We start from the raw sequence: 21,119 nt of genomic DNA, 5'->3' as shown, positions 1-21,119 counted from the left end.
TGTCGCCCGTGCCGGCCAGGGCCGGGCGCCCGCACCGCGGGGACGAGCGGGACCACAGGCGAAGTCCGGCCCTTCGCCCCGTTCAGCCCGCCCGGGCCGGGTCCGGGACGGGGAGCGGGCCGGTCGGAGCCGGTTCTCCGATGGGGAGCGGGGCCTCCTGCGGGGCAGCGGTGGTGCCGCCGGCCGCTGCCGGGGGCGTCCCCCCGTCACCCTCGGAGAGCCCCCGCATCAGCAGCCAATAGCCGACCGCCGCCACCGTGCCGAGCACGCCGGTGGTCCCCCACAGCCAGTCCGCACCCCACCGGTCGATCATGAAGCCGGCCATCAGCGGCGCCACCAGCGCGGCCACCGCCCAGGACATGGTGTAGACGCCCTGGTAGCGCCCGCGCCCGTGCACCGGCGAAAGCCGTACGACCAGACCCATCTGGGTCGGCGAGTTGACGATCTCGGCGAGCGTCCACACGCACACCGTCAGCGCGTACGCCCACACCGGTCCCGCGAAGGCCGTCAGCGCGAAGCCGTAACCGGCCAGCAGCGCCGATACCACCAGCAGCTTCTGCGGGTCGCGGTGCTCGATGAAGCGGGTGACGGGGATCTGCAGGGCGACGATCAGGAAGCCGTTGACGGCGATGACGAGCCCGTAGTCCCCGGGTGAGAACCCGGCGGAGCCCATCGCGACCGGCAGGCCGACCGACCCCTGCGTGAAGATCAGCGAGATCAGGAACGACAGGCCGACCACGCCCAAGAACCGCCCGTCCCGCAGCACGGCCCCCAGCCCGATCTCCGGCTCCGCGCCGCTCTTGTCCGAGGACGCGCCGGACCCGCCGCGCTCCGGCCGGGACTCCGGCAGCTTGACGTACGCCAGCACCGCGCAGGCCAGTGTGAGGGCGGCCTCGCCCAGGAAGCCGGCCAGGTAGCTGTACTCGGCGATCAGGCCGGCCGCCGTGGCACTGACGGCGAAGCCGAGGTTGATGGCCCAGTAGTTGAGGGCGAAGGCCCGTACGCGGTCCTCGGGGCGGACGATGTCCGCCATCATCGCCGCGACCGCCGGGCGGGAGGCGTTCGAGGTCATGCCGACCAGCAGGGCCACCGCCGCGATCGCCGCCGGGTGCTGCATGAAGCCCAGCAGTGCCACCGAGAAGGCGGTCGAGGCCTGGGCCGCCAGCAGCGTGGGGCGCCGCCCCAGCCGGTCGGTCATCACACCCGCCACGAGCGAGGAGATCACGCCGCCCAGACCGTGGAGGGCGACCACGAGTCCCGCGAAGGAGGCCGAGTAGCCGCGGTCCAGGGTCAGGTACAAGGTCATGAAGGTCGCGACGAAGGCCCCGAGCCGGTTCACGAGGGTGCTCGTCCAGAGCCACCAGAACGCCCGGGGCAACCCCGAGACGCTTTCCCGGGCGGCCCGTCTCAGCCTGGCAGCGGACATACGGAATCCCCCCGAGGGTGTAAGCGTCGCTCTGGCGAGGTGCACATTACGAGGGGGTGGGTGCGGGGCGCCAGTCAATTGACCCGGACCGTCAATCGGCGCCGCCGGGCACCGCGCGCGAGCGCGCCCGCGCGTCCATTAGGCTCGTACGCATGGCCGACGCACCGTACAAGCTGATCCTCCTCCGCCACGGCGAGAGCGAATGGAACGCGAAGAACCTGTTCACCGGCTGGGTGGACGTCAACCTCACCGAGAAGGGCGAGAAGGAGGCGGTCCGCGGCGGTGAGCTGCTCAAGGACGCCGGCCTGCTGCCCGACGTTCTGCACACCTCCCTCCAGAAGCGCGCCATCCGCACCGCGCAGCTCGCGCTCGAGTCCGCGGACCGCCACTGGATCCCGGTGCACCGCTCCTGGCGCCTGAACGAGCGCCACTACGGCGCGCTGCAGGGCAAGGACAAGGCGCAGACCCTCGCGGAGTTCGGCGAGGAGCAGTTCATGCTGTGGCGCCGCTCCTACGACACCCCGCCGCCGGTGCTCGAGGACGGTACGGAGTTCTCGCAGTCCGAGGACCCGCGCTACGCGTCGATCCCGAACGAGCTGCGGCCGCGCACCGAGTGCCTCAAGGACGTCGTCGAGCGCATGCTGCCGTACTGGTACGACGGCATCGTCCCGGACCTGCTGGCGGGCCGCACGGTCCTGGTGGCCGCGCACGGCAACTCGCTGCGCGGTCTGGTCAAGCACCTCGACAGCATCTCGGACGAGGACATCACGGGTCTGAACATCCCGACCGGCATCCCGCTCGTCTACGAGCTGGACGCGGACTTCAAGCCCCTCAACCCGGGCGGCACCTATCTGGACCCGGCCGCGGCCGCGGCCGCCATCGAGGCCGTCAAGAACCAGGGCAAGAAGTAGCGAGAACCGCGATCAAGCCTCCCACCTGCCCGTACGGCGCAGGTGGGGGGCTTTCGTGCGTTCCGGGCCCGGCCGTCCAGGGCCCTGCTTTGCTCTGATCGGTCGGATCTGACGGTGGGTCGCGCCGAGAAGCTCCGGGCGGCGGCCGAGAGGGGGCTATCAAGGAAATCGGATGACGGGATCGTCATCCGACCATCCGTGAGCATGAACCTCAGGAGCCGCACGATGCGCCCCATCAGAGCCGCCCGTCTCGGCACGGCCGCTGCGCTGGTCACCCTTCTCGCCTGTGCCCCTGCCGCGGCCGCCGCCGCGGCGGACACCGATTCCGCCCACGACAAGGGAAAGGGCCGGGTGATCACCCTCATCGGCCGGCTCGCGGAGCAGACGCGCTTCCCCGTCAATCCCGGCGGCGCGCCCGCCCAGGGCGATCGGACCGTCTTCCGCTCGATTCTCTTCGACAAGGACGACAAACAGGTCGGCGAGACCGGCGGTACCTGCACCACCACCCGGGTCGCCGACGGCGGAGCCGAGCACTGCGTCGTGACCTACACCCTCCCGGGCGGTCAGCTTTCCGTGCAGGGCATGGTCTTCGGCCATCTCGTGCCGGGGCCTCCGCCTTCGTTCGACAACGGGATCACCGGCGGCACCGGTGAGTTCGACCGGGCTCGCGGTTCGGTCCACGCCGACACGATCGCCACGGGCACGAGGCGCTTCACGATCGACCTCGAGCGCTGACCACCCCTGCTCCGTCCCCGCCCCCGCCCACGGCTCGCCGGCCGGCGGGGGCTTTTCGGTGTCGCGGGGTCAGTTCGAGGCGCTTGCCGTCGTCTTCTGCCATTCCGCGCCGATCGAGCGGATGAGGGCCGGGTAGACGCCCAGGTGGCGGAAGGGCTTGATGGCCAGCATGTAGGCAGCGCCCAGGAGGCCGTTGGGCTTCACCAGGACCGTCATCTGGCCGTGGTGGCCGCCGTTTCCGTCCTGGACCCAGCCGATGTGCAGAACGCCGTGCATCGTCCTGTTCGCCGTCTCCGCCGCCCACTCGTCGTGCGTCTGGTAGACGGACGTGAAGGGGAGTGACGGGATGTCGGGGCCGCGGTCGCCCTCGCGGAGGTCCGCCGGCAGCCGGTCGCGGAGCGTCGGCACGCTGGAGCGGACGCCGTCGGCGGGCGCGTCCCAGCCGAGCAGCGCGCCCAGCTTCCACCGGATCGCGAAGAGCGCGCGCCCCACGCGGGTGGGGACGGGGTCGCCCGTGTCCTTCGAGAACTGGCACACCAGTCGCGCGAGGTCGTCCGGACCGCCCGGGGTCGGGAGCGCCCACACGTCCTCGACCCGGAAGTCGACGGCGATCTCGTGGATCCTCCAGGGACGGGAGGTGTGCGCGGTGCTGGGGAGTCTCATGAGTCAAGCCCCTGTCTATACGATGCCGTATAGATCGAGGCTAGCACTCGTCTATACGGCACCGTATAGACAGGGGGCGCGTGAGGAGGGACACACCATGGGCGCGACCCGCACGCCGCGCGGCAAGTGGATCGAGGAGGGGTTGCGGGCGCTGGCCGCCGGCGGGCCGGAGGCTGTCCGCGTCGAGGTGCTCGCGCAGGCGCTCGGCGTCAGCAAGGGCGGCTTCTACGGGTACTTCGGCAGCAGGGGCGCACTGCTCACCGAGATGCTCGACACCTGGGAGCGCGAGGTCACCGAGGCCGTGATCGAGCTGGTCGAGAGCGGCGGAGGAGATGCCAGGGCACGGCTGGACCGGCTGTTCACGATCGTCGCCTCCTACGAGGAAGGGCCGGTGGTCGGCGTCGACGCCGATCTGGCGATCCGCGACTGGGCCCGGCGCGACGAGGCCGTCGCCGAGCGGCTGCGCCGCGCGGACAGTCGGCGCATGGAGTACCTCCGCTCGCTGTTCCGCGCCTTCTGCGCCGACGAGGACGACGTCGAGGTCCGCTCCCTGATCACCTTCTCCCTGCGGATCGGCTCCCACTTCATCGCCGCCGACCACGGCGGTCGCAGCCGCGCGGAGGTCATGGAGCTGACCCGGAAGTGGCTCCTGCGCTAGGGCCCTTCCACCGGCTCCGGCCGGATCAAGGGGCGGGCGCCGCGAGCCCGGCAGGATCCGGAAGAGAGGCCCTGGCGCTGTGGCCGGACGCACCGCCCGGAACGTCCCCGGCCATGCCCACCCTGTTCACCACAGCTGCCTGGCCCGCAGCGCCTACCGCGAACGACCGGGTCCGACGTCTTCAGGATCGGGGGCGCGGAGACCAGGCGCTGCGGCTGCGTACCCGGGAGGCCGTACCCCGGGAAAGGCCCCCCGCCTGCGGGACGTCCGCGGGGCAGGGGGCCTCTCGTCGCACCGGGTGCGGCGGTGTCGTGCGGCGGGGTGCGGACCGGGTGGGCCCGGTCAGCCACCGCACTGGCAGGGGGCGCCGGACTGGCAGCCGCAGCCGCAGCCGGAGCCGCAGCCGCAGGCCGCGAGCAGCGGGAGCCGCAGCGGCTCGGGCTTCGGCGGCTGCTCCTGCTCCGGGGTGATGGGGACGGGGGAATCGGGCATGGTTCCTCCTCGGCTGGGCGGTGCCCCGCGGCATACGGGACTTCGTACGGCTGACCGCCCTCGCCCCTCATTCATGCCCAGCTGCACCGGCGCGTCAACGGCGCACGGGAGCGCTGAGTGGCTCGGCGCCGTCGCGCGCCTTCACACAGTGTTCAGACGCCCTCGACGGTCAGGCGCCCTCGACCTGGGTGGGCTGCTGGAGGTCGTCCGCGTGCTCGCCCGTCACCAGGTAGACCACGCGCTTGGCCACCGACACCGCGTGGTCCGCGAAGCGCTCGTAGTAGCGGCCGAGCAGCGTCACGTCCACCGCCGTCTCGATGCCGTGCTTCCAGCGGTCGTCCATCAGGTGCTGGAACAGGGTGCGGTGCAGCTGGTCCATCTCGTCGTCGTCCTGCTCCAGCTGGAGCGCCAGGTCGACGTCCTTCGTGATGATGACCTCGGCGGCCTTCGCCATCAGGCGCTGCGCGAGCTGCCCCATCTCCAGGATCGTGGCGTGCAGGTCCCGCGGGACGGCGCGGTCCGGGAAGCGCAGCCGGGCGAGCTTCGCGACGTGCTGGGCCAGGTCGCCGCTGCGCTCCAGGTCGGCGCTCATCCGCAGCGAGGTCACCACGATCCGCAGGTCGGTGGCTACGGGCTGCTGACGGGCCAGGAGCGCGATGGCGCGGGCCTCCAGGTCGTGCTGGAGGTCGTCGACCTTCTGGTCGGCGGCGATGACGCTCTCGGCGAGCTTGAGGTCGGCGTCGAGCATGGAGGTCGTGGCCCGCCCGATCGCGGAACCGACGAGCCGGGCCATCTCGACCAGGCCTTCTCCGATCGAGTCCAGTTCCTCGTGGTACGCGTCGCGCATGTCTCGTGTCCCTCTCTCGACCTACTACTGCGGCAGTGCCCGGGGCGGGCCGGGGCGGCCTTCTGCCCCACGTTGACACGGTGAGCCGCAAACGCGTCCGACTCCGGCACCACAAGTGAATCAACCCCGTCGCCAGGGTGAACTCTGGGCGACGACTGTTCGAGGTGCCACCCGAACGGCTGTGGAAGTGTCGTCGTGCCTGCTTAACCTGGATCCATGGACGTGAACGCGGCGGTCGCCGCAGCTGCAGCGATCGCCGGTCTTTGCACCGGCGTCATCGCGATGCTGGCGTTCCGCTGGAGCGAGCGCGACCAGGCCCGCCCCACCCGGAGCTCCATGCGCCCCGACATCAACGCGGTGCTGCCGCCCGGCGTGGACACCGTCCTGTCCGTGCTCCGCTCCTCCGCCGTGGTCCTCGACGAGGGCGACGCCGTCGTCAAGGCCTCGTCCGCCGCCTACGCCCTCGGGCTCGTACGCGGCGGCAAGCTGGCCGTGGAGCCCATGCTCCACATGGCCCGCGACACCCGCCGGGACGGGGAGATACGCCAGGTCGAGCTGGACCTGCCCCGCCGCGGTACCGGCCGGGGTGAGGCCCTCGCTGTCTCGGCGCGGGTCGCCCCGCTCGGCTCCCGCCTGGTGCTCCTGCTGGTCGAGGACCTTACCGAGGCCCGCCGCATCGAGGCCGTACGCCGTGACTTCGTGGCCAATGTGTCCCACGAGCTGAAGACTCCGGTCGGAGCGATCTCCCTGCTGTCCGAGGCCGTCATGGACGCCGCGGACGACCCCGAGGCGGTCAGCCGCTTCGCCGGCCGCATGCAGATCGAGTCGACCCGGCTGATCAACCTCGTGCAGGAGCTCATCGACCTCTCCCGGGTGCAGAACGACGACCCGCTGGAGGACGCCGAGCCCGTCCGCGTGGACACGCTGGTCGCCGAGGCCATCGACCGCTGCCGGCACACGGCGTCCTCCAAGCAGATCACCATGGCCGCGGGCGGCACCGCCGACCTGCGCGTCTGGGGCAACCGCGGGCAGCTGGCCGCCGCCCTCGGAAACCTGGTCGAGAACGCCGTCAACTACAGCCCCGCCCGCACCCGCGTCGGCATAGCCGGGCGCCGGGTCACGGCACCCGGGGGAGACCTGATCGAGATCGCCGTGACCGACCAGGGCATCGGCATCCCGGAGAAGGACCGCGAGCGCATCTTCGAGCGCTTCTACCGCGTGGACCCGGCCCGCTCCCGCGCCACGGGAGGCACCGGCCTCGGCCTTGCGATCGTGAAGCACGTGGCGGCCTCGCACGGCGGCGAGGTGTCGGTGTGGAGCTCGGAGGGCCAGGGCTCCACCTTCACCCTGCGGCTCCCCGAAGCGGCCGCGTCGTCCCCGGCGGCCGCCCCTCGCACGCACCCGACCCCAGCCTGAACCAGAACCGCTCCAGCCATCCCTGCCCCGGAGGTCCTTCCGTGACCCGAGTGCTCGTCGTCGAGGATGAGGAATCCTTCAGCGACGCCCTGTCCTACATGCTCCGCAAGGAGGGCTTCGAGGTCGCCATCGCGGCGACCGGCCCCGACGGGCTCGACGAGTTCGAGCGCAACGGCGCCGACCTCGTTCTCCTCGACCTGATGCTCCCCGGTCTGCCCGGCACAGAGGTCTGCCGGCAGCTGCGCGGCCGCTCCAACGTGCCCGTGATCATGGTGACGGCCAAGGACAGCGAGATCGACAAGGTCGTCGGGCTGGAGATAGGAGCCGACGACTACGTCACCAAGCCCTTCTCCTCGCGGGAGCTGGTCGCCCGCATCCGCGCGGTCCTGCGCCGCCGCGGCGAGCCGGAGGAGGTCACCCCGGCCGCCCTGGAGGCGGGCCCCGTGCGGATGGACGTCGACCGCCATGTGGTCACCGTCGCCGGCGGCAAGGTGGACCTCCCGCTGAAGGAGTTCGACCTGCTGGAGATGCTGCTGCGCAACGCGGGCCGCGTGCTGACCCGCATGCAGCTGATCGACCGGGTCTGGGGCGCCGACTACGTCGGCGACACCAAGACCCTCGACGTCCACGTCAAGCGCCTGCGCGCCAAGATCGAACCGGACCCGGGCGCGCCGCGCTACCTGGTCACGGTCCGCGGCCTGGGCTACAAGTTCGAGCCGTAGGCCCGCACCCCGCACACACACCCGCGGGGCCGGTCGGAGGCCGGCGCAGCGTCCCGAAGCCGGTGAGGCCCCCCAGGGCCTCGCAGCGCGAGGGGCGCACGCGGGAGGTGCTCGAACCGGACCCGGGCGCGCCGCGCTACCTGGTCACGGTCCGCGGCCTGGGCTACAAGTTCGAGCCGTAGGCCCGCACCCCGTACACACGCCCGCGGGGCCGGAGCCGGCACGGAAAGGGCCCCCGTCCGCCGAAGCGGACGGGGGCCCTTTCCGTGTGCGTGTGCGTACGGCGTGCCTCAGTGGCCCGCGGCGTGCGAGGCGGAGCCCGACGGCGACGCGCCCGCAGCGCCCGACGGGGACCCGGCCGGGCTGCCGGAGGCCGCGCCCGACGGGGAGCCGGACGGGGAGCCGGCCGGGGTGCCCGAGGGGCTGCCCGACGGGCTGCCGGCCGGGGCCGGGGCCGCGGACGGGCCGAAGCCCGCGTACATGCCGGCGGCCGGGACCACGAAGGCCTGGAGCTCGACGCCGCCCGTGCTGCTCAGCTGGAAGACGACCTTCTGCACGTCGCCGTTCTTGGCGGCCTCGGAGCCGTTCTCGACCACGGCGGAGGCATTGCCCTTGCCGCCGAGGACCACGGAGCCGCCGGCCGGCACGGTGATCTTGCCGGAGCCCTCGGCGGGCTTCAGCACTACCTTGCCCTTGCCATCCGCAAGAGTGATGCCGTCAAGCGTCTGCGCCTTGGTGCCGTTGTTGAAGACGGTCGCCGAGACGACGGCCGGGCCCTTCTTGTCCTTCTCGCCCTGGGTGATCACCAGAGCGTTCTGGATCTCGATGTCGCCCTTGGTGGCGGCGGCGTTGTCCGGCTTGATCTGGAGGGACTGCGCGTCGTTGCCCGCACCGCATGCGGCCAGCGAGGCGATCGAGAACACGACGGCGGTGGCGGCGAGGGCGCCGCGTCGAAGGCTGCGGCTCACGGCGGCGGCAACTCCTTGGACGAACGGAACGGAAGGGTGGGCTCTCCCGGCAACCGCTGGGAGGTACCCCCGGAACGGCCGAGGCAAAGCCGCTCTAAGGGTGTGTCAGCGCGCTTAGGTTACCGAGCCGCCGCCCCGCCCCCGCACCCGACCCTCCGCAGGGCGACCGCCGCCCTGGGGGTGGTCCTCGATCTTGCATTCCGTCCGGGGTTCACCTTGCCGTTCCCCCTCGCCGATCACGCGGCGCTCGCATATCGTGCGACCGCCGACCGTTGATCAATTCCCGGATTTGCCGGACGCCACTTGGTGATCAATTCCGGATTGGGCCGGAACCGGCTCTCGTACGGGCACTCGCCAGCCGAACGGAGCAGTTGGGTTTCGCGACTCTCAACCCGGCAAAACGGGACGTACGTCACACTGGTGGGGGTGTGGACCGGGTGTAGCGTGGCCCTTTCGCCTGGTCCGCGCAGCGCCCCCGACCTGCGAATACCCCCTTCCGGAAGCCTTCCGCAGCACGTTCCTGTCGCTGTTGTCAAGCCCCGAGATGTGCCCTGACCTGCGAAAACGCCATTCATAACAGTCAGTTCTCGTGTTACCCTGGATAGCCACGGAAGGGGTACCTGTCACATGACGTTCAAGGTTGGCGACACCGTGGTCTATCCCCATCACGGGGCCGCGCTGATCGAGGCCATTGAGACTCGCCAGATCAAAGGCGTGGACAAGACCTACTTGGTGCTCAAGGTCGCCCAGGGCGACCTGACGGTTCGTGTGCCTGCGGACAATGCGGAGTTCGTCGGCGTTCGCGACGTAGTCGGCCAGGACGGGCTGGACCGGGTCTTCGAGGTGCTTCGTGCACCGTATGCAGAAGAGCCGACGAACTGGTCCCGGCGCTACAAGGCAAATCTGGAGAAGCTCGCTTCTGGCGATGTCATCAAGGTCGCCGAAGTGGTGCGTGACCTGTGGCGTCGTGAGCGCGAGCGCGGGCTCTCCGCGGGCGAGAAGCGCATGCTCGCGAAGGCGCGCCAGATCCTGGTCAGCGAGCTCGCGCTCGCTGAGAACACGAACGAGGACAAGGCCGAGGCCCTCCTCGACGAGGTTCTCGCGTCCTGACGCGAGGCCCCGTGCACGGTGTGCACAGCTTGCCGCGGTGCCCGATGACAAGGTTTCTCCTCCACGAGAAACCTGTTGCCGGGCGCTGCGGCATGTCTGTATCCGCATTTCTCGCCCGTACCCGTACTGCCGTACCCGTACTCGTACGCCTGAATCCTCACTGGCGCGCCGGGTCCGGGCAGCCTGCTCGACCGGTCGTCACGGAAGGGGCGAGGGCGTCGCACCCGGCACCCTTCAGGCCATACCCATGTCGGCCGAAGTCACAAACCTGGCTCGGAAACCTGGCTCGGAGCTACTGATGTCTGACGTAACGCGCCCCCGCCGCACCGCCGCGGTGATCCCGGCCGCCGGCCGCGGGGTACGCCTCGGTCCCGGTGCCCCCAAGGCCCTGCGGGCCCTCGGCGGCACCCCGATGCTCGTGCACGCCGTCCTCGCGATGGCCCGCTCCCGTGCGGTGTCCGTCGTGGTGGTCGTCGCCCCGGCCGCCGAGGCGGCCGAGGTGCGCCTCCTGCTGGGCGAGCACACGCTGCCCGAGCGGACCGAGGTCCTCGTCGTCCCGGGCGGGGAGACCCGCCAGGAGTCCGTACGGGCCGGCCTGGACGCGCTCCCGCAGGACGTCACCTCCGTACTCATCCACGACGCGGCCCGCCCGCTCGTCCCCGTGGACACCGTGGACGCCGTCGTCGAGGCCGTGCGCGACGGCGCCCGTGCCGTGGTGCCCGCGCTCCCGCTGGCCGACACGGTCAAGGAGGTCGAGCCCGGCAGGCCGGGCGAGCCCGAGCCGGTCGTCGCCACGCCCGAGCGGTCCCGGCTGCGCGCCGTGCAGACCCCGCAGGGCTTCGACCTCGCCACGCTCCTGGAGGCGCACGCCGCGATCGCCGTCGCCGGCGAGGGCGCCACCGACGACGCGGGCATGGTGGAACGCCTCGGTGTCCCCGTCGTGGTGATCCCCGGACACGAAGAGGCCTTCAAGGTCACCCGACCGCTCGACCTGGTCCTCGCAGAGGCCGTACTCGCCCGCAGGAGGGCCACCGATGGGTTCTAGTTCCGACGCCCCGCCGATCCCCCTCGTCGGGATCGGCACCGACGTGCACGCCTTCGAGACCGGCCGCGAGCTGTGGTGCGCCGGCCTCCTGTGGGAGGGGGAGGACGGCCTCGCCGGCCACTCCGACGGCGACGTCGCCGCCCACGCGGCCTGCGACGCCCTCTTCTCGGCCGCCGGAGTCGGCGATCTCGGCGCGCACTTCGGCACCTCCCGCCCCGAGTGGTCCGGCGCCGCCGGGGTCACCCTGCTGGCGGAGGCCGCCCGGATCGTGCGCGCGGAGGGCTTCGAGATCGGCAACATCGCCATCCAGGTGATCGGCGTACGCCCGAAGATCGGCAAGCGGCGCGAAGAGGCGCAGAAGGCGCTCGCGGCCGCCGCGGGCGCCCCCGTCTCCGTATCGGGCACCACCACCGACGGACTGGGCCTCACCGGCCGGGCCGAGGGCCTCGCGGCGATCGCCACGGCTCTCGTGTACCGGACGAACCGGGCCTGAACGCCCGCGGAGACGGCACATCTTCGGCAACAAAGCGGCCCCGCGCCCCCAAAGGTCGCGGGGCACTGCTACAGGCGCACTACCCTGGATGCCGTGACTATTCGCCTGTACGACACCAGCGCCCGGCAGATCCGCGACTTCACCCCGCTCGTTCCGGGCTGCGTCTCGATCTACCTCTGCGGCGCCACCGTGCAGGCTGCCCCGCACATCGGGCACATCAGGTCCTACCTGAACTTCGACGTCATGCGCCGCTGGTTCGCGTACCGCGGATACGACGTCACCTTCATCCGCAACGTCACCGACATCGACGACAAGATCATCACGAAGTCGGCCGAGCAGGGCCGCCCCTGGTGGTCCATCGGCTACGACAACGAGCAGGCCTTCAACGACGGGTACGACGCCCTCGGCTGCCTGCGGCCCACCTACGAGCCGCGCGCCACGGGCCACGTCCCCGAGATGATCGAGATGATGCGCGGCCTGATCGAGCGCGGCCACGCCTACGAGGCGGACGGCAACGTCTACTTCGACGTGCGCTCGTTCCCCGACTACCTGAGCCTGTCCAACCAGGAGCTCGACAACCTGCTCCAGCCCTCCGGCGAGGGCGAGACGGGCAAGCGCGACCCCCGCGACTTCGCCATGTGGAAGTCCGCCAAGCCGGGCGAGCCGTCGTGGGAGACGCCGTGGGGCCGCGGCCGCCCGGGCTGGCACCTCGAATGCTCCGCCATGGCGCACAAGTACCTGGGCGAGGCGTTCGACATCCACGGCGGCGGGCTCGACCTGGTCTTCCCGCACCACGAGAACGAGATCGCCCAGGCCAAGGCCTTCGGCGACGCGTTCGCGAACTACTGGGTCCACAACGCCTGGGTCACCATGTCGGGCGAGAAGATGTCGAAGTCCCTCGGGAATTCGGTCCTCGTCTCCGAGATGGTCAAGCAGTGGCGCCCGATCGTCCTGCGCTACTACCTCGGCACCCCGCACTACCGGTCGATGATCGAGTACAGCGAGGAGGCGCTGCGCGAGGCGGAGTCGGCCTTCGCGCGCATCGAGGGATTCATCCAGCGCGTCGTGGAGAAGGCCGGCGGGCCCGTCGAGGCCGCGAAGGAGGTCCCGCCCGCCTTCGCCGAGGCCATGGACGACGACCTCGGGGTCCCGCAGGCGCTCGCCATCGTCCACACCACCGTCCGCCAGGGCAACAGCGCGCTCGCCGCCGACGACAAGGACGCGGCCATCGCCCGGCTGTCCGAGGTGCGGGCCATGCTGGGCGTCCTCGGTCTGGACCCGCTCGACCCGCACTGGGCCGGCGAGGCCGACCGCGGCGAGGACCTCCACGGCGCCGTCGACACCCTTGTACGCCTCGTCCTGGAGCAGCGCGAGTCCGCCCGCGCCCGCAAGGACTGGGCGACCGCCGACGCCATCCGCGACCAGCTCCAGCAGTCCGGTCTGGTCATCGAGGACAGCCCGACGGGTCCGCGCTGGACGCTCGGCCCCCGCTGAGCCCCCGGCACCCGGAGCAGTCCGACTGTGCCGCCCGGCGTCCCGGGCGGCACACTCTTCATACGTACATATCGCAGCACCAACGAAAACAGGTAGAGGTCATGGCCGGGAACAGCCAGCGCAGGAACCGCCGCACGTCCAACAAGAAGGGCGCCACGGTCGGCAGCGGTGGCCAGCGGCGCAAGGGCCTGGAGGGCAAGGGCCCCACGCCCAAGGCCGAGGACCGCAAGAAGCACAAGGCGAACCGCATCGCCAACGCCATGGCCCGCCAGGCCGCCAAGCGCCGTCCGGCCCCACGCCGAGGCGGCCCCAAGGGCACCAGCGAGATGGTGGTCGGCCGCAACCCGGTCTTCGAGGCGCTGCGCGACGGCGTCCCGGCCACGACCCTCTACGTGCAGCAGTTCATCGACAACGACGAGCGCGTCCGCGAGGCGCTCCAGCTCGCGGGCGAGCGCGGCAACATCAACCTGATGGAAGCCCCGCGCCCCGAGCTCGACCGCATGACCAACGGGCTCAACCACCAGGGCCTCGTCCTCCAGGTCCCGCCGTACGAGTACGCGCACCCCGAGGACCTCACCGACGCCGCCCACGACAACGGCGAGGACCCGCTCATCGTCGCCCTCGACGGTGTCACCGACCCGCGCAACCTCGGCGCGATCGTCCGCTCCGTATCCGCCTTCGGCGGCCACGGCGTGGTCATCCCCGAGCGCCGCGCCGCCGGCATGACCGCCGGTGCCTGGAAGACCTCGGCCGGCACCGCCGCCCGTACGCCGGTCTCCCGCGTCACCAACCTCACCCGCGCCCTGCAGGACTACAAGAAGGCCGGCATCGCGGTCGTCGGCCTCGCGGCCGAAGGCACGCACGAGGTGCAGGACCTGGAGGCGCTCGGCGGCCCGGTCGTCATCGTCGTCGGCTCCGAGGGCAAGGGTCTCGGCCGCCTGGTCGGCGAGAACTGCGACTACCTCGTGCGCATCCCGATGCCGGGCGGCGCCGAGTCCCTCAACGCCGGTGTCGCGGCGGGCGTCGTGCTGTACGAGGCGGCCCGCCGCCGCGCCGTGCGCCCCCGCACCTGATCGCATTGATCCACTCGGCTCAGTGAATATGACCCGTGAGCGTGTCACCCCGCCCGTTCCGGGCGGGGTGGCTTGATCTTGACGGGTCTCGGACAGATCCCTGATGTCAAGGCAGTGTCCTAAACACTGATCACTCGGTTAGATGAGTGTGGACACCAGAACGTCAGGGTTCGACGACCAGCCCGCGCTGAGCATGGTCAAGGTGCCGTGCGACCCCGCACAGGTCATCGTCAACCACGCCAGCTTCCGCGTGCGGCTCGCACCGAGCCCGAGCGCGCGTTCCAAGCCCGCGAAGGCCCCCGGCCGCGCGCCCGTCCTGGGCGGCGCCGCGGTGGCCGCCGCCGGGGCCACCCGCCGCCGGGCCCCCGTGGTCTGGAGCGGCAAGTCCGACACCGGAGACGCCGCCGCGGCCATGGGCGGCCTGCTCCAGGCCGTACGCGGCCACGACGAGCACGACGGCGGCGCCACCCAGGTCATCCCGCGCATCGACTTGGACCACGACCTCGCCGAGGACACCCTGGCCACGCCGACCGTCATCGGCCAGCGCAGTTACGGGGACCCCGCCGAGACCCGCCCCCTGGCCGCCGTACGGGACCTCCCGTACGAGCAGCCGTCCGGCCCCGGGGCCGGTCCCGGGCCGGACTCGCGGCGCCCCGCCGCCGACAATCGCGGCCAGGCGTCCTACTACCCCGGCCGCCGGATGAACCTCGGTGTCGTGCTGCTCCCGCTGCGCGTCTTCCTCGGCTTCATCTCCATCTACGCCGGCATGGGCAAGCTGTGCGACCCCGTCTACTTCGACGGCGGCGAGCGCGGCTCCATGGTCACCTGGCTGCACACCCTGACCCCGTGGGCGCTGGCCGAGCCGCTGCGCGACTTCGCGCTCGCCCACCCGGTGGGCGCGGGCCTCAGCGTGGCCTTCCTCCAGGTCATCGTCGGCGTGCTGACGGTCTTCGGCCTGTGGCAGCGGTTCGCCGCCTGCTTCGGGGCGCTGCTGTCCGCCGCGCTGCTGATGACGGTGAGCTGGAAGACCGTCCCGGCCTACGACGCGCCCGACATCATCTACCTCGCCGCCTGGAGCCCGCTGATCATCGCGGGCGCGCCGGTCTACTCCCTCGACGGGCGGCTCGCCGGCGAGGCCTGGCGCACCCTCGGGCCGCGCTCCGAGATCTGGCGGCTGCGCCGGCGGGTGCTGCGGCGCGGTGCCGTCATGGCGACCGTGGTGTGCGGGCTCACCCTGCTGGTGGGCTCGCTCCTGGGCGGCGCTGTCCGCTCCACCACCGTGGTCACCGTCCCCGGTCCCGGCGAGGCCCCCAGCAACTACCTGCCGGGCCGCCCGCTGCCGCAGACGCCGACCAGGCAGCAGCCCGCGCAGCAGCAGCCGACGCGGCCCGCGTCGCCGACGCCCTCCCCGTCCGAGCCTTCCGCCAAGGCCGGGAGGACCGCGTCGGGTGCGCCCTCCCGGGAGACGGCCGGGACGGGTTCCGGGTCGCCCACCGCGACCCGGGGCAGCACGACCGGCAAGCAGACCCCGCGCAGCACCCCCCGGCAGTCGACGGCGCCGAAGTCGCCGTCGTCCTCGTCGGGCAGCGGCACCGGCGGGGGTGGCACCGCCCCGACCAAGCAGCCCGGCCTGATCGGCGGGCTCATCGGCTGAGCCCTCCGCCAGGGGCCGGCACACCGGGGCCCGGTACGCGCGAGCGTGCCGGGCCCCGGTGGTGTGCTCGGGGGGTGTGGTGGGGCGCGGCGGGGGCGCGGCGGGGGCCGTGAGGGGCCTCAGGCGCCCGTCTGTGCCGCCAACTCCCGTGCCGCCTCGGTGAGGTCCTTGGCCGTGTCGATGGCCCGCCAGTAGGCACCCTGGGGCAGCGGGAAGCCCGCCAGCCGCCGCTCCCGCGCCAGGCGCGGGAAGGTGGTGCGCTCGTGGTCACCCAAGTCGGGGAGCAGAGCCGCGAATTCGGGACCGAAGACGTACACGCCGGCGTTCACCGGGTAGGGCGACAGCGGGGCCTCGATGAAGTCCAGTACGTGCCCGAACTCGTTGGTCTCCACCACCCCCCACGGGATCCGCGGCCGGGCCAGCGCGAGAGTCGCGACCGCCCCGCGCTCGTCGTGGAAGGCGGCCATCTCGCGGAGCGAGAAACGGGTCCAGACGTCGCCGTTCGTCGCGTACCAGGGGCCGCCGGGGTCCGGCAGGTGCCGTGCGGCGTACTTCAGGCCGCCACCGCGCCCCAGCGGCTCCTCCTCGACCACCGTGGTCACCCGCAGCGGCAACGGCGCCTCGGCCAGCCACTCCTGGAGCACCCCGGCGAGGTGCCCGCACGAGACGACGGCGTCGGTGACCCCCTCGGCCGCCAGCCAGGCCAGCTGGTGGCCGATGATCGGCAGCCCGGTACCCGGGATCTCGACCATCGGCTTGGGGCGGTCGTCGGTGTACGGACGCAGCCGCGAACCCTGGCCGCCCGCCAGGACGACTGCCTGGGTGGGTGCGGCGGGGAACGCGGCTGCGGAGGAGGCGGATCGGGGGTCGTCGGTCATGACGGCCAGCGTAGGGACGAGGCGTGTGTCAGCCCATGGAGGCGACGCCGGAGGCGTACGAGGTGTCGCAGACGGGGCGGGCGAACGACTGGGCCTTCGTCGGGCCGTACGCCTCGACGGCGGCGCGTCCGAGCGCCCGGGCGATGCCCACGCAGTGCTCGGCGAGGGACGGCCGGCGGTTCACCTCCTGCTGGAGGTGGGTCAGGACCTCGTCCGGCTCCTTGCCCTGCTGCAGTTCGCCGACGAGCCGCGTGCGCAGCACCTCGTGGGCGGCGCGTGGCTTCGCGGGCGTGGAGACGCCTTCGGCGGAAGCGGTCACGAGCTGGGAGGAGGAAGTGTCCGCCCAGGGGACCATCGTGACCGCGAGGGTCCCGGACAGGACCAGGACGACGGGCAGGACCAGGGCGAGGGAACGGCCGATACGGCGGGCAGTGTGGGTCACGAGGGCGAGAGTAGCGCTCGGTGAAGATTTGGCGACATTTAGTCACCCTGTCGGGGGATGGTTCGACGTGGTTTTTCGAATTTCGGGTTGACGACCGCGCCCGAATGGCCCGGTCTGCCGGGGTTCCTGTGGGATGTGCTCCGGCAACGAACGGCGGAGGGGCGCCCCTTGACGGAACGCCCCTCCAACCTCCGTGCCGGTACGACTAGTCGGACAGACGCTGCCCGGAAGAGGTCGAGAAGACGTGGATCTCGTCGGCCCGCGGCACGATGTGCAGGGTGGAGCCCTTCTCCGGGACCTGGCGGCCGCCCACGCGGACCACGAGGTCCTGCGAGCCCTCGGCGGCCGAGGTGGAGCCGTAGACGTAGCCGTCGGCGCCGAGCTCCTCGACGACGTTCACGGTGATGGTCAGACCGCCGCTCTCGGCGACGTCGAAGTGCTCCGGGCGGACGCCGACCGTGACGGTGCGGTCGCCCGCGTCGGCCGCGGCGGACAGCGCGGCGCGCGACACCGGGACGACGCTGTCGCCGAACTTCACGCCGCCGTCGGTGATCGGGACCTCGACCAGGTTCATGGCCGGGGAGCCGATGAAGCCGGCGACGAAGAGGTTCGCGGGGCGGTCGTACATGTTGCGCGGGGTGTCGACCTGCTGGAGCAGGCCGTCCTTGAGCACGGCCACCCGGTCGCCCATGGTCATGGCCTCGACCTGGTCGTGGGTGACGTAGACGGTGGTGATGCCGAGATCGCGCTGGAGGGCGGCGATCTGCGTACGCGTCGAGACGCGGAGCTTGGCGTCGAGGTTCGACAGCGGCTCGTCCATCAGGAACACCTGCGGCTTGCGCACGATCGCGCGGCCCATGGCGACGCGCTGGCGCTGGCCGCCGGAGAGCGCCTTCGGCTTGCGGTCCAGGTACTGGGTGAGGTCGAGCATCTTCGCCGCGTCCTCCACCTTCTTGCGAATGGTGGCCTTGTCCTCACCGGCGATCTTGAGCGCGAAGCCCATGTTGTCGGCGACGCTCATGTGCGGGTAGAGCGCGTAGTTCTGGAACACCATCGCGATGTCCCGGTCCTTCGGCGGCAGGTGCGTGACGTCGCGGTCACCGATGCGGATGGCGCCGCCGTTGACGTCCTCCAGGCCGGCGAGCATGCGCAGCGACGTGGACTTGCCGCAGCCGGAGGGGCCGACGAGGACGAGGAACTCGCCGTCCTCGATCTCCAGCTCCAGCTGGTCGACGGCGGGCTTGTCGCCGCCCGGGTACAGACGGGTCGCCTTGTCGAAAGTGACAGAAGCCATGGTGATGAATCCCTTCTACCGGCAGGAACGTGCCGGACGATCCGAGTGGAAGGTCTAGTCCAGAAATCGGACTCCGCCCGACGCTACCCGCCGTACCCCGTCCTGTCAGCACCGCGCCGCCGTGAATTCGAACTCTGTGCGATCTGTCGGACCCGCCTGCTTCCATGGCGCGCATGACCACAGCACCGCGCCCGCGCACCGTCCACGAACTGATCGCCGTCCTCCCGGACGTGCCCGTCCTGCGTGACCGCTGCAGGGCGCTCGCGGCCCTCGACGTCCTGATGGGCGGCCGGGGCGGCAGCCACTTCGACTACGACCCGGCGTGGGGCCCGGGGACCGGGGCCGCGCTGATGAACAACGGCGCGGGCGACGAGTACGCGATCCTCTTCACCCCCGACGGGGTCTTCGGCCGCGGCTTCGACCACGAGTCCTCCATGAGCCCCTACACGAACGAGGACATGGCCCTGTGGCCCGGCCTGGTGGACACCCTGCCGGAGGTGTTCCGGCCGCTGCTCGACGAGCCGGCCTTCTGCGACGACGAGGTCCCGGTGGCCACGGTCGTCTTCTGGCGGGAGACGCACGACACCGCCTGGCGGGCGGGGCCGGTGGAGTACACGGAGTACGACGACGACGGCACCGGCCACCTCTTCCACGTCCTGGCGGCAGGCACGCCGGAGGCCTACCACGCCTTCGCGGAGGGCTACTACGGGCGGCAGGCCGACCTCGAAGCGATCCGCCACGTGTTCGCCCTGCGCCCCCTCACGGGGGATGTGGTCAAGGCGCTGAACCCGGAGGCGGACCTCGCCGCCGCGGCGGCGGCGGTGGCGGCGCTGGGGTACCCCGGGGAGGGCCGGCCAATGCGATGGCAGGGGCATTCGCGCGCTGTGTAGAGTGATGGCGGTTTCGCTCGCAGTACACGGCGGGTGCACCGTGCCTCCTTAGCTCAGTCCGGCCAGAGCAACGCACTTGTAATGCGTAGGTCGTCGGTTCGAATCCGACAGGGGGCTCCAGCAGCGCAGGGCCCCGGGTGATCCGCCCGGGGCCCTCCGGCGTTCTCGTGCTCCGTCAGTGGCGGCCCGAGACGCGGTCGGCCAGGCGGGCCAGGGAAGCCGTCGTCGGGGTGTGGGTGGCCGCCTCCCGGCGGTCCGCCGCGCGGTAGGCGGCGTAGAGGGCCTGCACGCCGAGCCAGCGGAGGGGCTCCGGCTCCCAACGGCGGACGCGGTGGTTCACCCACGGCAGGCCGGTCAGCCCGGTGGACTCGCCGAGGACGAGGTCGCGCAGGGTGCGGCCGGCGAGGTTGGCGGTGGCGACACCCGAGCCGACATACCCGCCCGCCCAGCCCAAGCCCGTGGTGCGGTCCAGGGTGACGGTGGCGCACCAGTCGCGCGGCACGCCGAGGACCCCCGACCAGGCGTGGGTGATCTCCGTACCGGTGAGGACCGGGAAGAAGGAGAAGAGGAGGTCGCGGAGGGATTCGACGGTGGCCGGCCGGGTGCGGCCGTCGTTGTCGGTGCGCGAGCCGAAGCGGTACGGGACCCCGCGCCCGCCGATCGCGATCCGGTCGTCGGCGGTCCGCTGCGCGTACATGTACGCGTGGGCCATGTCGCCCAGGACCTCCCGGCCCGACCAGCCGAGCTGCGCCCAGGTCTCCGCGGACAGCGGGGCGGTCGCGATCATCGAGGAGTTCATCGGGAGCCACGACCGCTTCTGGCCCTTCAGAGCGGCGGTGAAGCCCTCGGTGCAGCGCAGGACGTGCGGGGCGCGGGCCGTCCCGTACGGGGTGACCGCCTTCCCCGCTGAGATCTCCGTGACCGGGGTGGATTCGTGGATCACCACGCCGCGGCGTTCGCAGGCCTCTGCCAGGCCTCTGACCAGCTTGAGCGGGTTGATTCGGGCGCCGTGCGGGCTCCAGCCGGAGCCGACGGCGTCGGCGATGTCGATGCGCGTGCGGGTGGCGGCGGCGTCGTGGAGCTCGCGGTCGGTCTCGCCGAAGGCGAGCTCGGCGGCGTGGAAGGCCTTGAGGCGGCCGAGCTGGGCGGGGGTGCGGGCGACTTCGAGCACGCCGCCGCGGTGGATGTCGGCGTCGATGCCCTCCTTGGCGGCGACGTCGACGACCTCGGTGACGGTCTCGTTCATGGCCTGCTGGAGACGCCGGGCGGCCTGCGGGCCGTGGAGGGCGGCGTAGCGGTCGCGGCCGGCGATGCCGTTGTAGAGCCAGCCGCCGTTGCGGCCGGAGGCGCCGTAGCCGCAGAACTTCTGCTCCAGGACGGTGACGCGCAGGTCGGGCGCGGCCTGCTTCAGGTAGTAGGCGGTCCACAGGCCGGTGTAGCCGCCGCCGACGATGACGACGTCGGCCGTGGTGTGGGCGGTGAGGGGAGCGCGGGGTGGGGTGGCCGGGGTGCTGTGGTCGGTCGCGTACCAGAAGGAAATACCGCCGTTGATCGTCATGGGGAGTTGCTACACCGTTTCCCTCACGGGGTGCCAGGGGCGGGATGTCGCGCGGCGGGGCGCGATGCGCGGCCCCCTGCCGGTTGCCCTGCGGGCGGCTCGGCGGTGTGGGGGTTCGCTCCGGCGGGGGCTTGGGCGGGTGCGGGTTCCCTGCCCGGGGCTTCGGTGGTGGCGGGTGTGTGGTGCGGGGCTTGGCGGGGTGGGGGGTGGGGCGGTGCCCCGCACGAGGATCTCCTCGGCTCGGCGCGTGCGGGCTGTGTCGCGGCCGGGCGGCCGGGGTTGCGCGCTCGTCCTGCGGGGACCCTCCTGCGTGTCGCCGCCCCAGGGCAGCGCTCCGGAAGTGGCCGAGG

At 71.9% G+C, this 21,119-nt stretch carries 20 protein-coding genes, 1 tRNA gene and 2 pseudogenes; 14 read left to right on the top strand and 9 right to left on the bottom strand.

The features are described from left to right. Positions 1–82: 82 nt before the first annotated feature. Entirely contained in the window at positions 83–1,426 is a 1,344-nt protein-coding gene (locus ACZ6JS_RS33645) for an MDR family MFS transporter (protein WP_469303669.1), read from the bottom strand. A gap of 152 nt (positions 1,427–1,578) precedes the next feature. Here ACZ6JS_RS33645 and ACZ6JS_RS33640 point away from each other — a divergent pair, with 152 nt between their 5' ends. Both ACZ6JS_RS33640 and ACZ6JS_RS33635 read left to right on the top strand, forming a co-directional pair. After that, positions 1,579–2,337, top strand: a complete 759-nt coding sequence (locus ACZ6JS_RS33640) for a phosphoglyceromutase (RefSeq protein WP_030855401.1) — start codon at positions 1,579–1,581, stop codon at positions 2,335–2,337. A gap of 225 nt (positions 2,338–2,562) precedes the next feature. Then, positions 2,563–3,072 carry an allene oxide cyclase barrel-like domain-containing protein gene (locus tag ACZ6JS_RS33635; RefSeq protein WP_469303667.1) on the top strand — a complete coding sequence of 170 codons (510 nt, stop codon included), beginning with the start codon at positions 2,563–2,565 and terminating at the stop codon, positions 3,070–3,072. A gap of 69 nt (positions 3,073–3,141) precedes the next feature. Here ACZ6JS_RS33635 and ACZ6JS_RS33630 read toward each other — a convergent pair whose 3' ends face one another. Further along, a complete protein-coding gene (locus ACZ6JS_RS33630; RefSeq protein ID WP_469303666.1) occupies positions 3,142–3,735 on the bottom strand; it encodes a DUF2867 domain-containing protein in 594 nt (197 codons plus the stop codon). A 97-nt stretch (positions 3,736–3,832) separates the two neighbouring features. Between ACZ6JS_RS33630 and ACZ6JS_RS33625 the strand changes: the two genes are divergently transcribed. Then, positions 3,833–4,393, top strand: a complete 561-nt coding sequence (locus ACZ6JS_RS33625) for a TetR/AcrR family transcriptional regulator (RefSeq protein WP_469303664.1) — start codon at positions 3,833–3,835, stop codon at positions 4,391–4,393. A gap of 342 nt (positions 4,394–4,735) precedes the next feature. Here the strand turns inward: ACZ6JS_RS33625 and ACZ6JS_RS33620 are convergent, their stop codons facing one another. Beyond that, a complete protein-coding gene (locus tag ACZ6JS_RS33620) occupies positions 4,736–4,885 on the bottom strand; it encodes a hypothetical protein (RefSeq protein WP_167350612.1) in 150 nt (49 codons plus the stop codon). Positions 4,886–5,054: 169 nt separating this feature from the next. Next, positions 5,055–5,732 carry a phosphate signaling complex protein PhoU gene (phoU, locus tag ACZ6JS_RS33615; protein ID WP_469303662.1) on the bottom strand — a complete coding sequence of 226 codons (678 nt, stop codon included), beginning with the start codon at positions 5,730–5,732 and terminating at the stop codon, positions 5,055–5,057. 216 nt (positions 5,733–5,948) lie between these two features. On the opposite strand from phoU, the pseudogene phoR reads away from it, so the two are divergent. The 3 genes and pseudogenes from phoR to ACZ6JS_RS33600 all read left to right on the top strand — a co-directional run. Then, positions 5,949–7,094: pseudogene (phoR, locus tag ACZ6JS_RS33610) on the top strand (two-component system sensor histidine kinase PhoR); the annotation flags it as partial. Between the two features lie 104 nt (positions 7,095–7,198). Beyond that, entirely contained in the window at positions 7,199–7,870 is a 672-nt protein-coding gene (gene phoP / locus ACZ6JS_RS33605) for a two-component system response regulator PhoP (RefSeq protein WP_465270294.1), read from the top strand. Positions 7,871–7,965: 95 nt separating this feature from the next. Further along, positions 7,966–8,052: pseudogene (locus ACZ6JS_RS33600) on the top strand (DNA-binding response regulator); the annotation flags it as partial. A 108-nt stretch (positions 8,053–8,160) separates the two neighbouring features. On the opposite strand, the gene ACZ6JS_RS33595 reads toward ACZ6JS_RS33600, so the two are convergent. Further along, a complete protein-coding gene (locus ACZ6JS_RS33595; RefSeq protein ID WP_469303660.1) occupies positions 8,161–8,838 on the bottom strand; it encodes a DUF461 domain-containing protein in 678 nt (225 codons plus the stop codon). A gap of 627 nt (positions 8,839–9,465) precedes the next feature. On the opposite strand from ACZ6JS_RS33595, the gene ACZ6JS_RS33590 reads away from it, so the two are divergent. The 6 genes from ACZ6JS_RS33590 (at position 9,466) to ACZ6JS_RS33565 (ending at position 15,707) form a co-directional block, all read left to right on the top strand. Next, the gene (locus tag ACZ6JS_RS33590) at positions 9,466–9,948 is read left to right on the top strand and encodes a CarD family transcriptional regulator (protein ID WP_003953493.1); all 483 of its coding nucleotides are present in this window, start codon (positions 9,466–9,468) and stop codon (positions 9,946–9,948) included. A 298-nt stretch (positions 9,949–10,246) separates the two neighbouring features. Next, positions 10,247–10,993, top strand: a complete 747-nt coding sequence (ispD, locus tag ACZ6JS_RS33585; protein ID WP_469303658.1) for a 2-C-methyl-D-erythritol 4-phosphate cytidylyltransferase — start codon at positions 10,247–10,249, stop codon at positions 10,991–10,993. Next, positions 10,983–11,486 (top strand): 2-C-methyl-D-erythritol 2,4-cyclodiphosphate synthase, encoded by a 504-nt coding sequence (gene ispF / locus ACZ6JS_RS33580; protein ID WP_381754902.1) that lies wholly within the window; start codon positions 10,983–10,985, stop codon positions 11,484–11,486. Before ispD ends, ispF begins: the two co-directional genes overlap by 11 nt. Before the next feature lie 93 nt (positions 11,487–11,579). Further along, positions 11,580–12,980: a cysteine--tRNA ligase gene (gene cysS / locus ACZ6JS_RS33575; RefSeq protein ID WP_469303656.1), complete on the top strand. Its 1,401-nt coding sequence runs from the start codon at positions 11,580–11,582 to the stop codon at positions 12,978–12,980. A gap of 101 nt (positions 12,981–13,081) precedes the next feature. Then, positions 13,082–14,053 carry a 23S rRNA (guanosine(2251)-2'-O)-methyltransferase RlmB gene (gene rlmB / locus ACZ6JS_RS33570; protein ID WP_469303654.1) on the top strand — a complete coding sequence of 324 codons (972 nt, stop codon included), beginning with the start codon at positions 13,082–13,084 and terminating at the stop codon, positions 14,051–14,053. Between the two features lie 142 nt (positions 14,054–14,195). Beyond that, the gene (locus ACZ6JS_RS33565; RefSeq protein ID WP_469303652.1) at positions 14,196–15,707 is read left to right on the top strand and encodes a DoxX family membrane protein; all 1,512 of its coding nucleotides are present in this window, start codon (positions 14,196–14,198) and stop codon (positions 15,705–15,707) included. Between the two features lie 119 nt (positions 15,708–15,826). Here the strand turns inward: ACZ6JS_RS33565 and ACZ6JS_RS33560 are convergent, their stop codons facing one another. The 3 genes from ACZ6JS_RS33560 to ACZ6JS_RS33550 form a co-directional block, all read right to left on the bottom strand. After that, positions 15,827–16,585: a nucleotidyltransferase family protein gene (locus tag ACZ6JS_RS33560; RefSeq protein ID WP_469303650.1), complete on the bottom strand. Its 759-nt coding sequence runs from the start codon at positions 16,583–16,585 to the stop codon at positions 15,827–15,829. A gap of 28 nt (positions 16,586–16,613) precedes the next feature. Next, on the bottom strand, positions 16,614–17,027 hold the full coding sequence (locus ACZ6JS_RS33555) for a hypothetical protein (RefSeq protein WP_469303649.1): 414 nt from the start codon (positions 17,025–17,027) through the stop codon (positions 16,614–16,616). A 205-nt stretch (positions 17,028–17,232) separates the two neighbouring features. After that, positions 17,233–18,321, bottom strand: a complete 1,089-nt coding sequence (locus ACZ6JS_RS33550) for an ABC transporter ATP-binding protein (RefSeq protein ID WP_469303647.1) — start codon at positions 18,319–18,321, stop codon at positions 17,233–17,235. A gap of 173 nt (positions 18,322–18,494) precedes the next feature. On the opposite strand from ACZ6JS_RS33550, the gene ACZ6JS_RS33545 reads away from it, so the two are divergent. Both ACZ6JS_RS33545 and ACZ6JS_RS33540 read left to right on the top strand, forming a co-directional pair. Beyond that, positions 18,495–19,211 carry a hypothetical protein gene (locus tag ACZ6JS_RS33545; RefSeq protein WP_469303646.1) on the top strand — a complete coding sequence of 239 codons (717 nt, stop codon included), beginning with the start codon at positions 18,495–18,497 and terminating at the stop codon, positions 19,209–19,211. Positions 19,212–19,253: 42 nt separating this feature from the next. After that, positions 19,254–19,331, top strand: a tRNA-Thr gene (locus ACZ6JS_RS33540). A 55-nt stretch (positions 19,332–19,386) separates the two neighbouring features. Here the strand turns inward: ACZ6JS_RS33540 and ACZ6JS_RS33535 are convergent. Further along, positions 19,387–20,769: an NAD(P)/FAD-dependent oxidoreductase gene (locus tag ACZ6JS_RS33535; protein WP_469303644.1), complete on the bottom strand. Its 1,383-nt coding sequence runs from the start codon at positions 20,767–20,769 to the stop codon at positions 19,387–19,389. Between the last annotated feature and the right edge of the window lie 350 nt (positions 20,770–21,119).

It is taken from the genome of Streptomyces sp. NPDC046349, from assembly GCF_055587885.1.
Note: the sequence above shows the minus strand (reverse complement) of the source record. Positions and strands in the feature narration are given on the sequence as shown.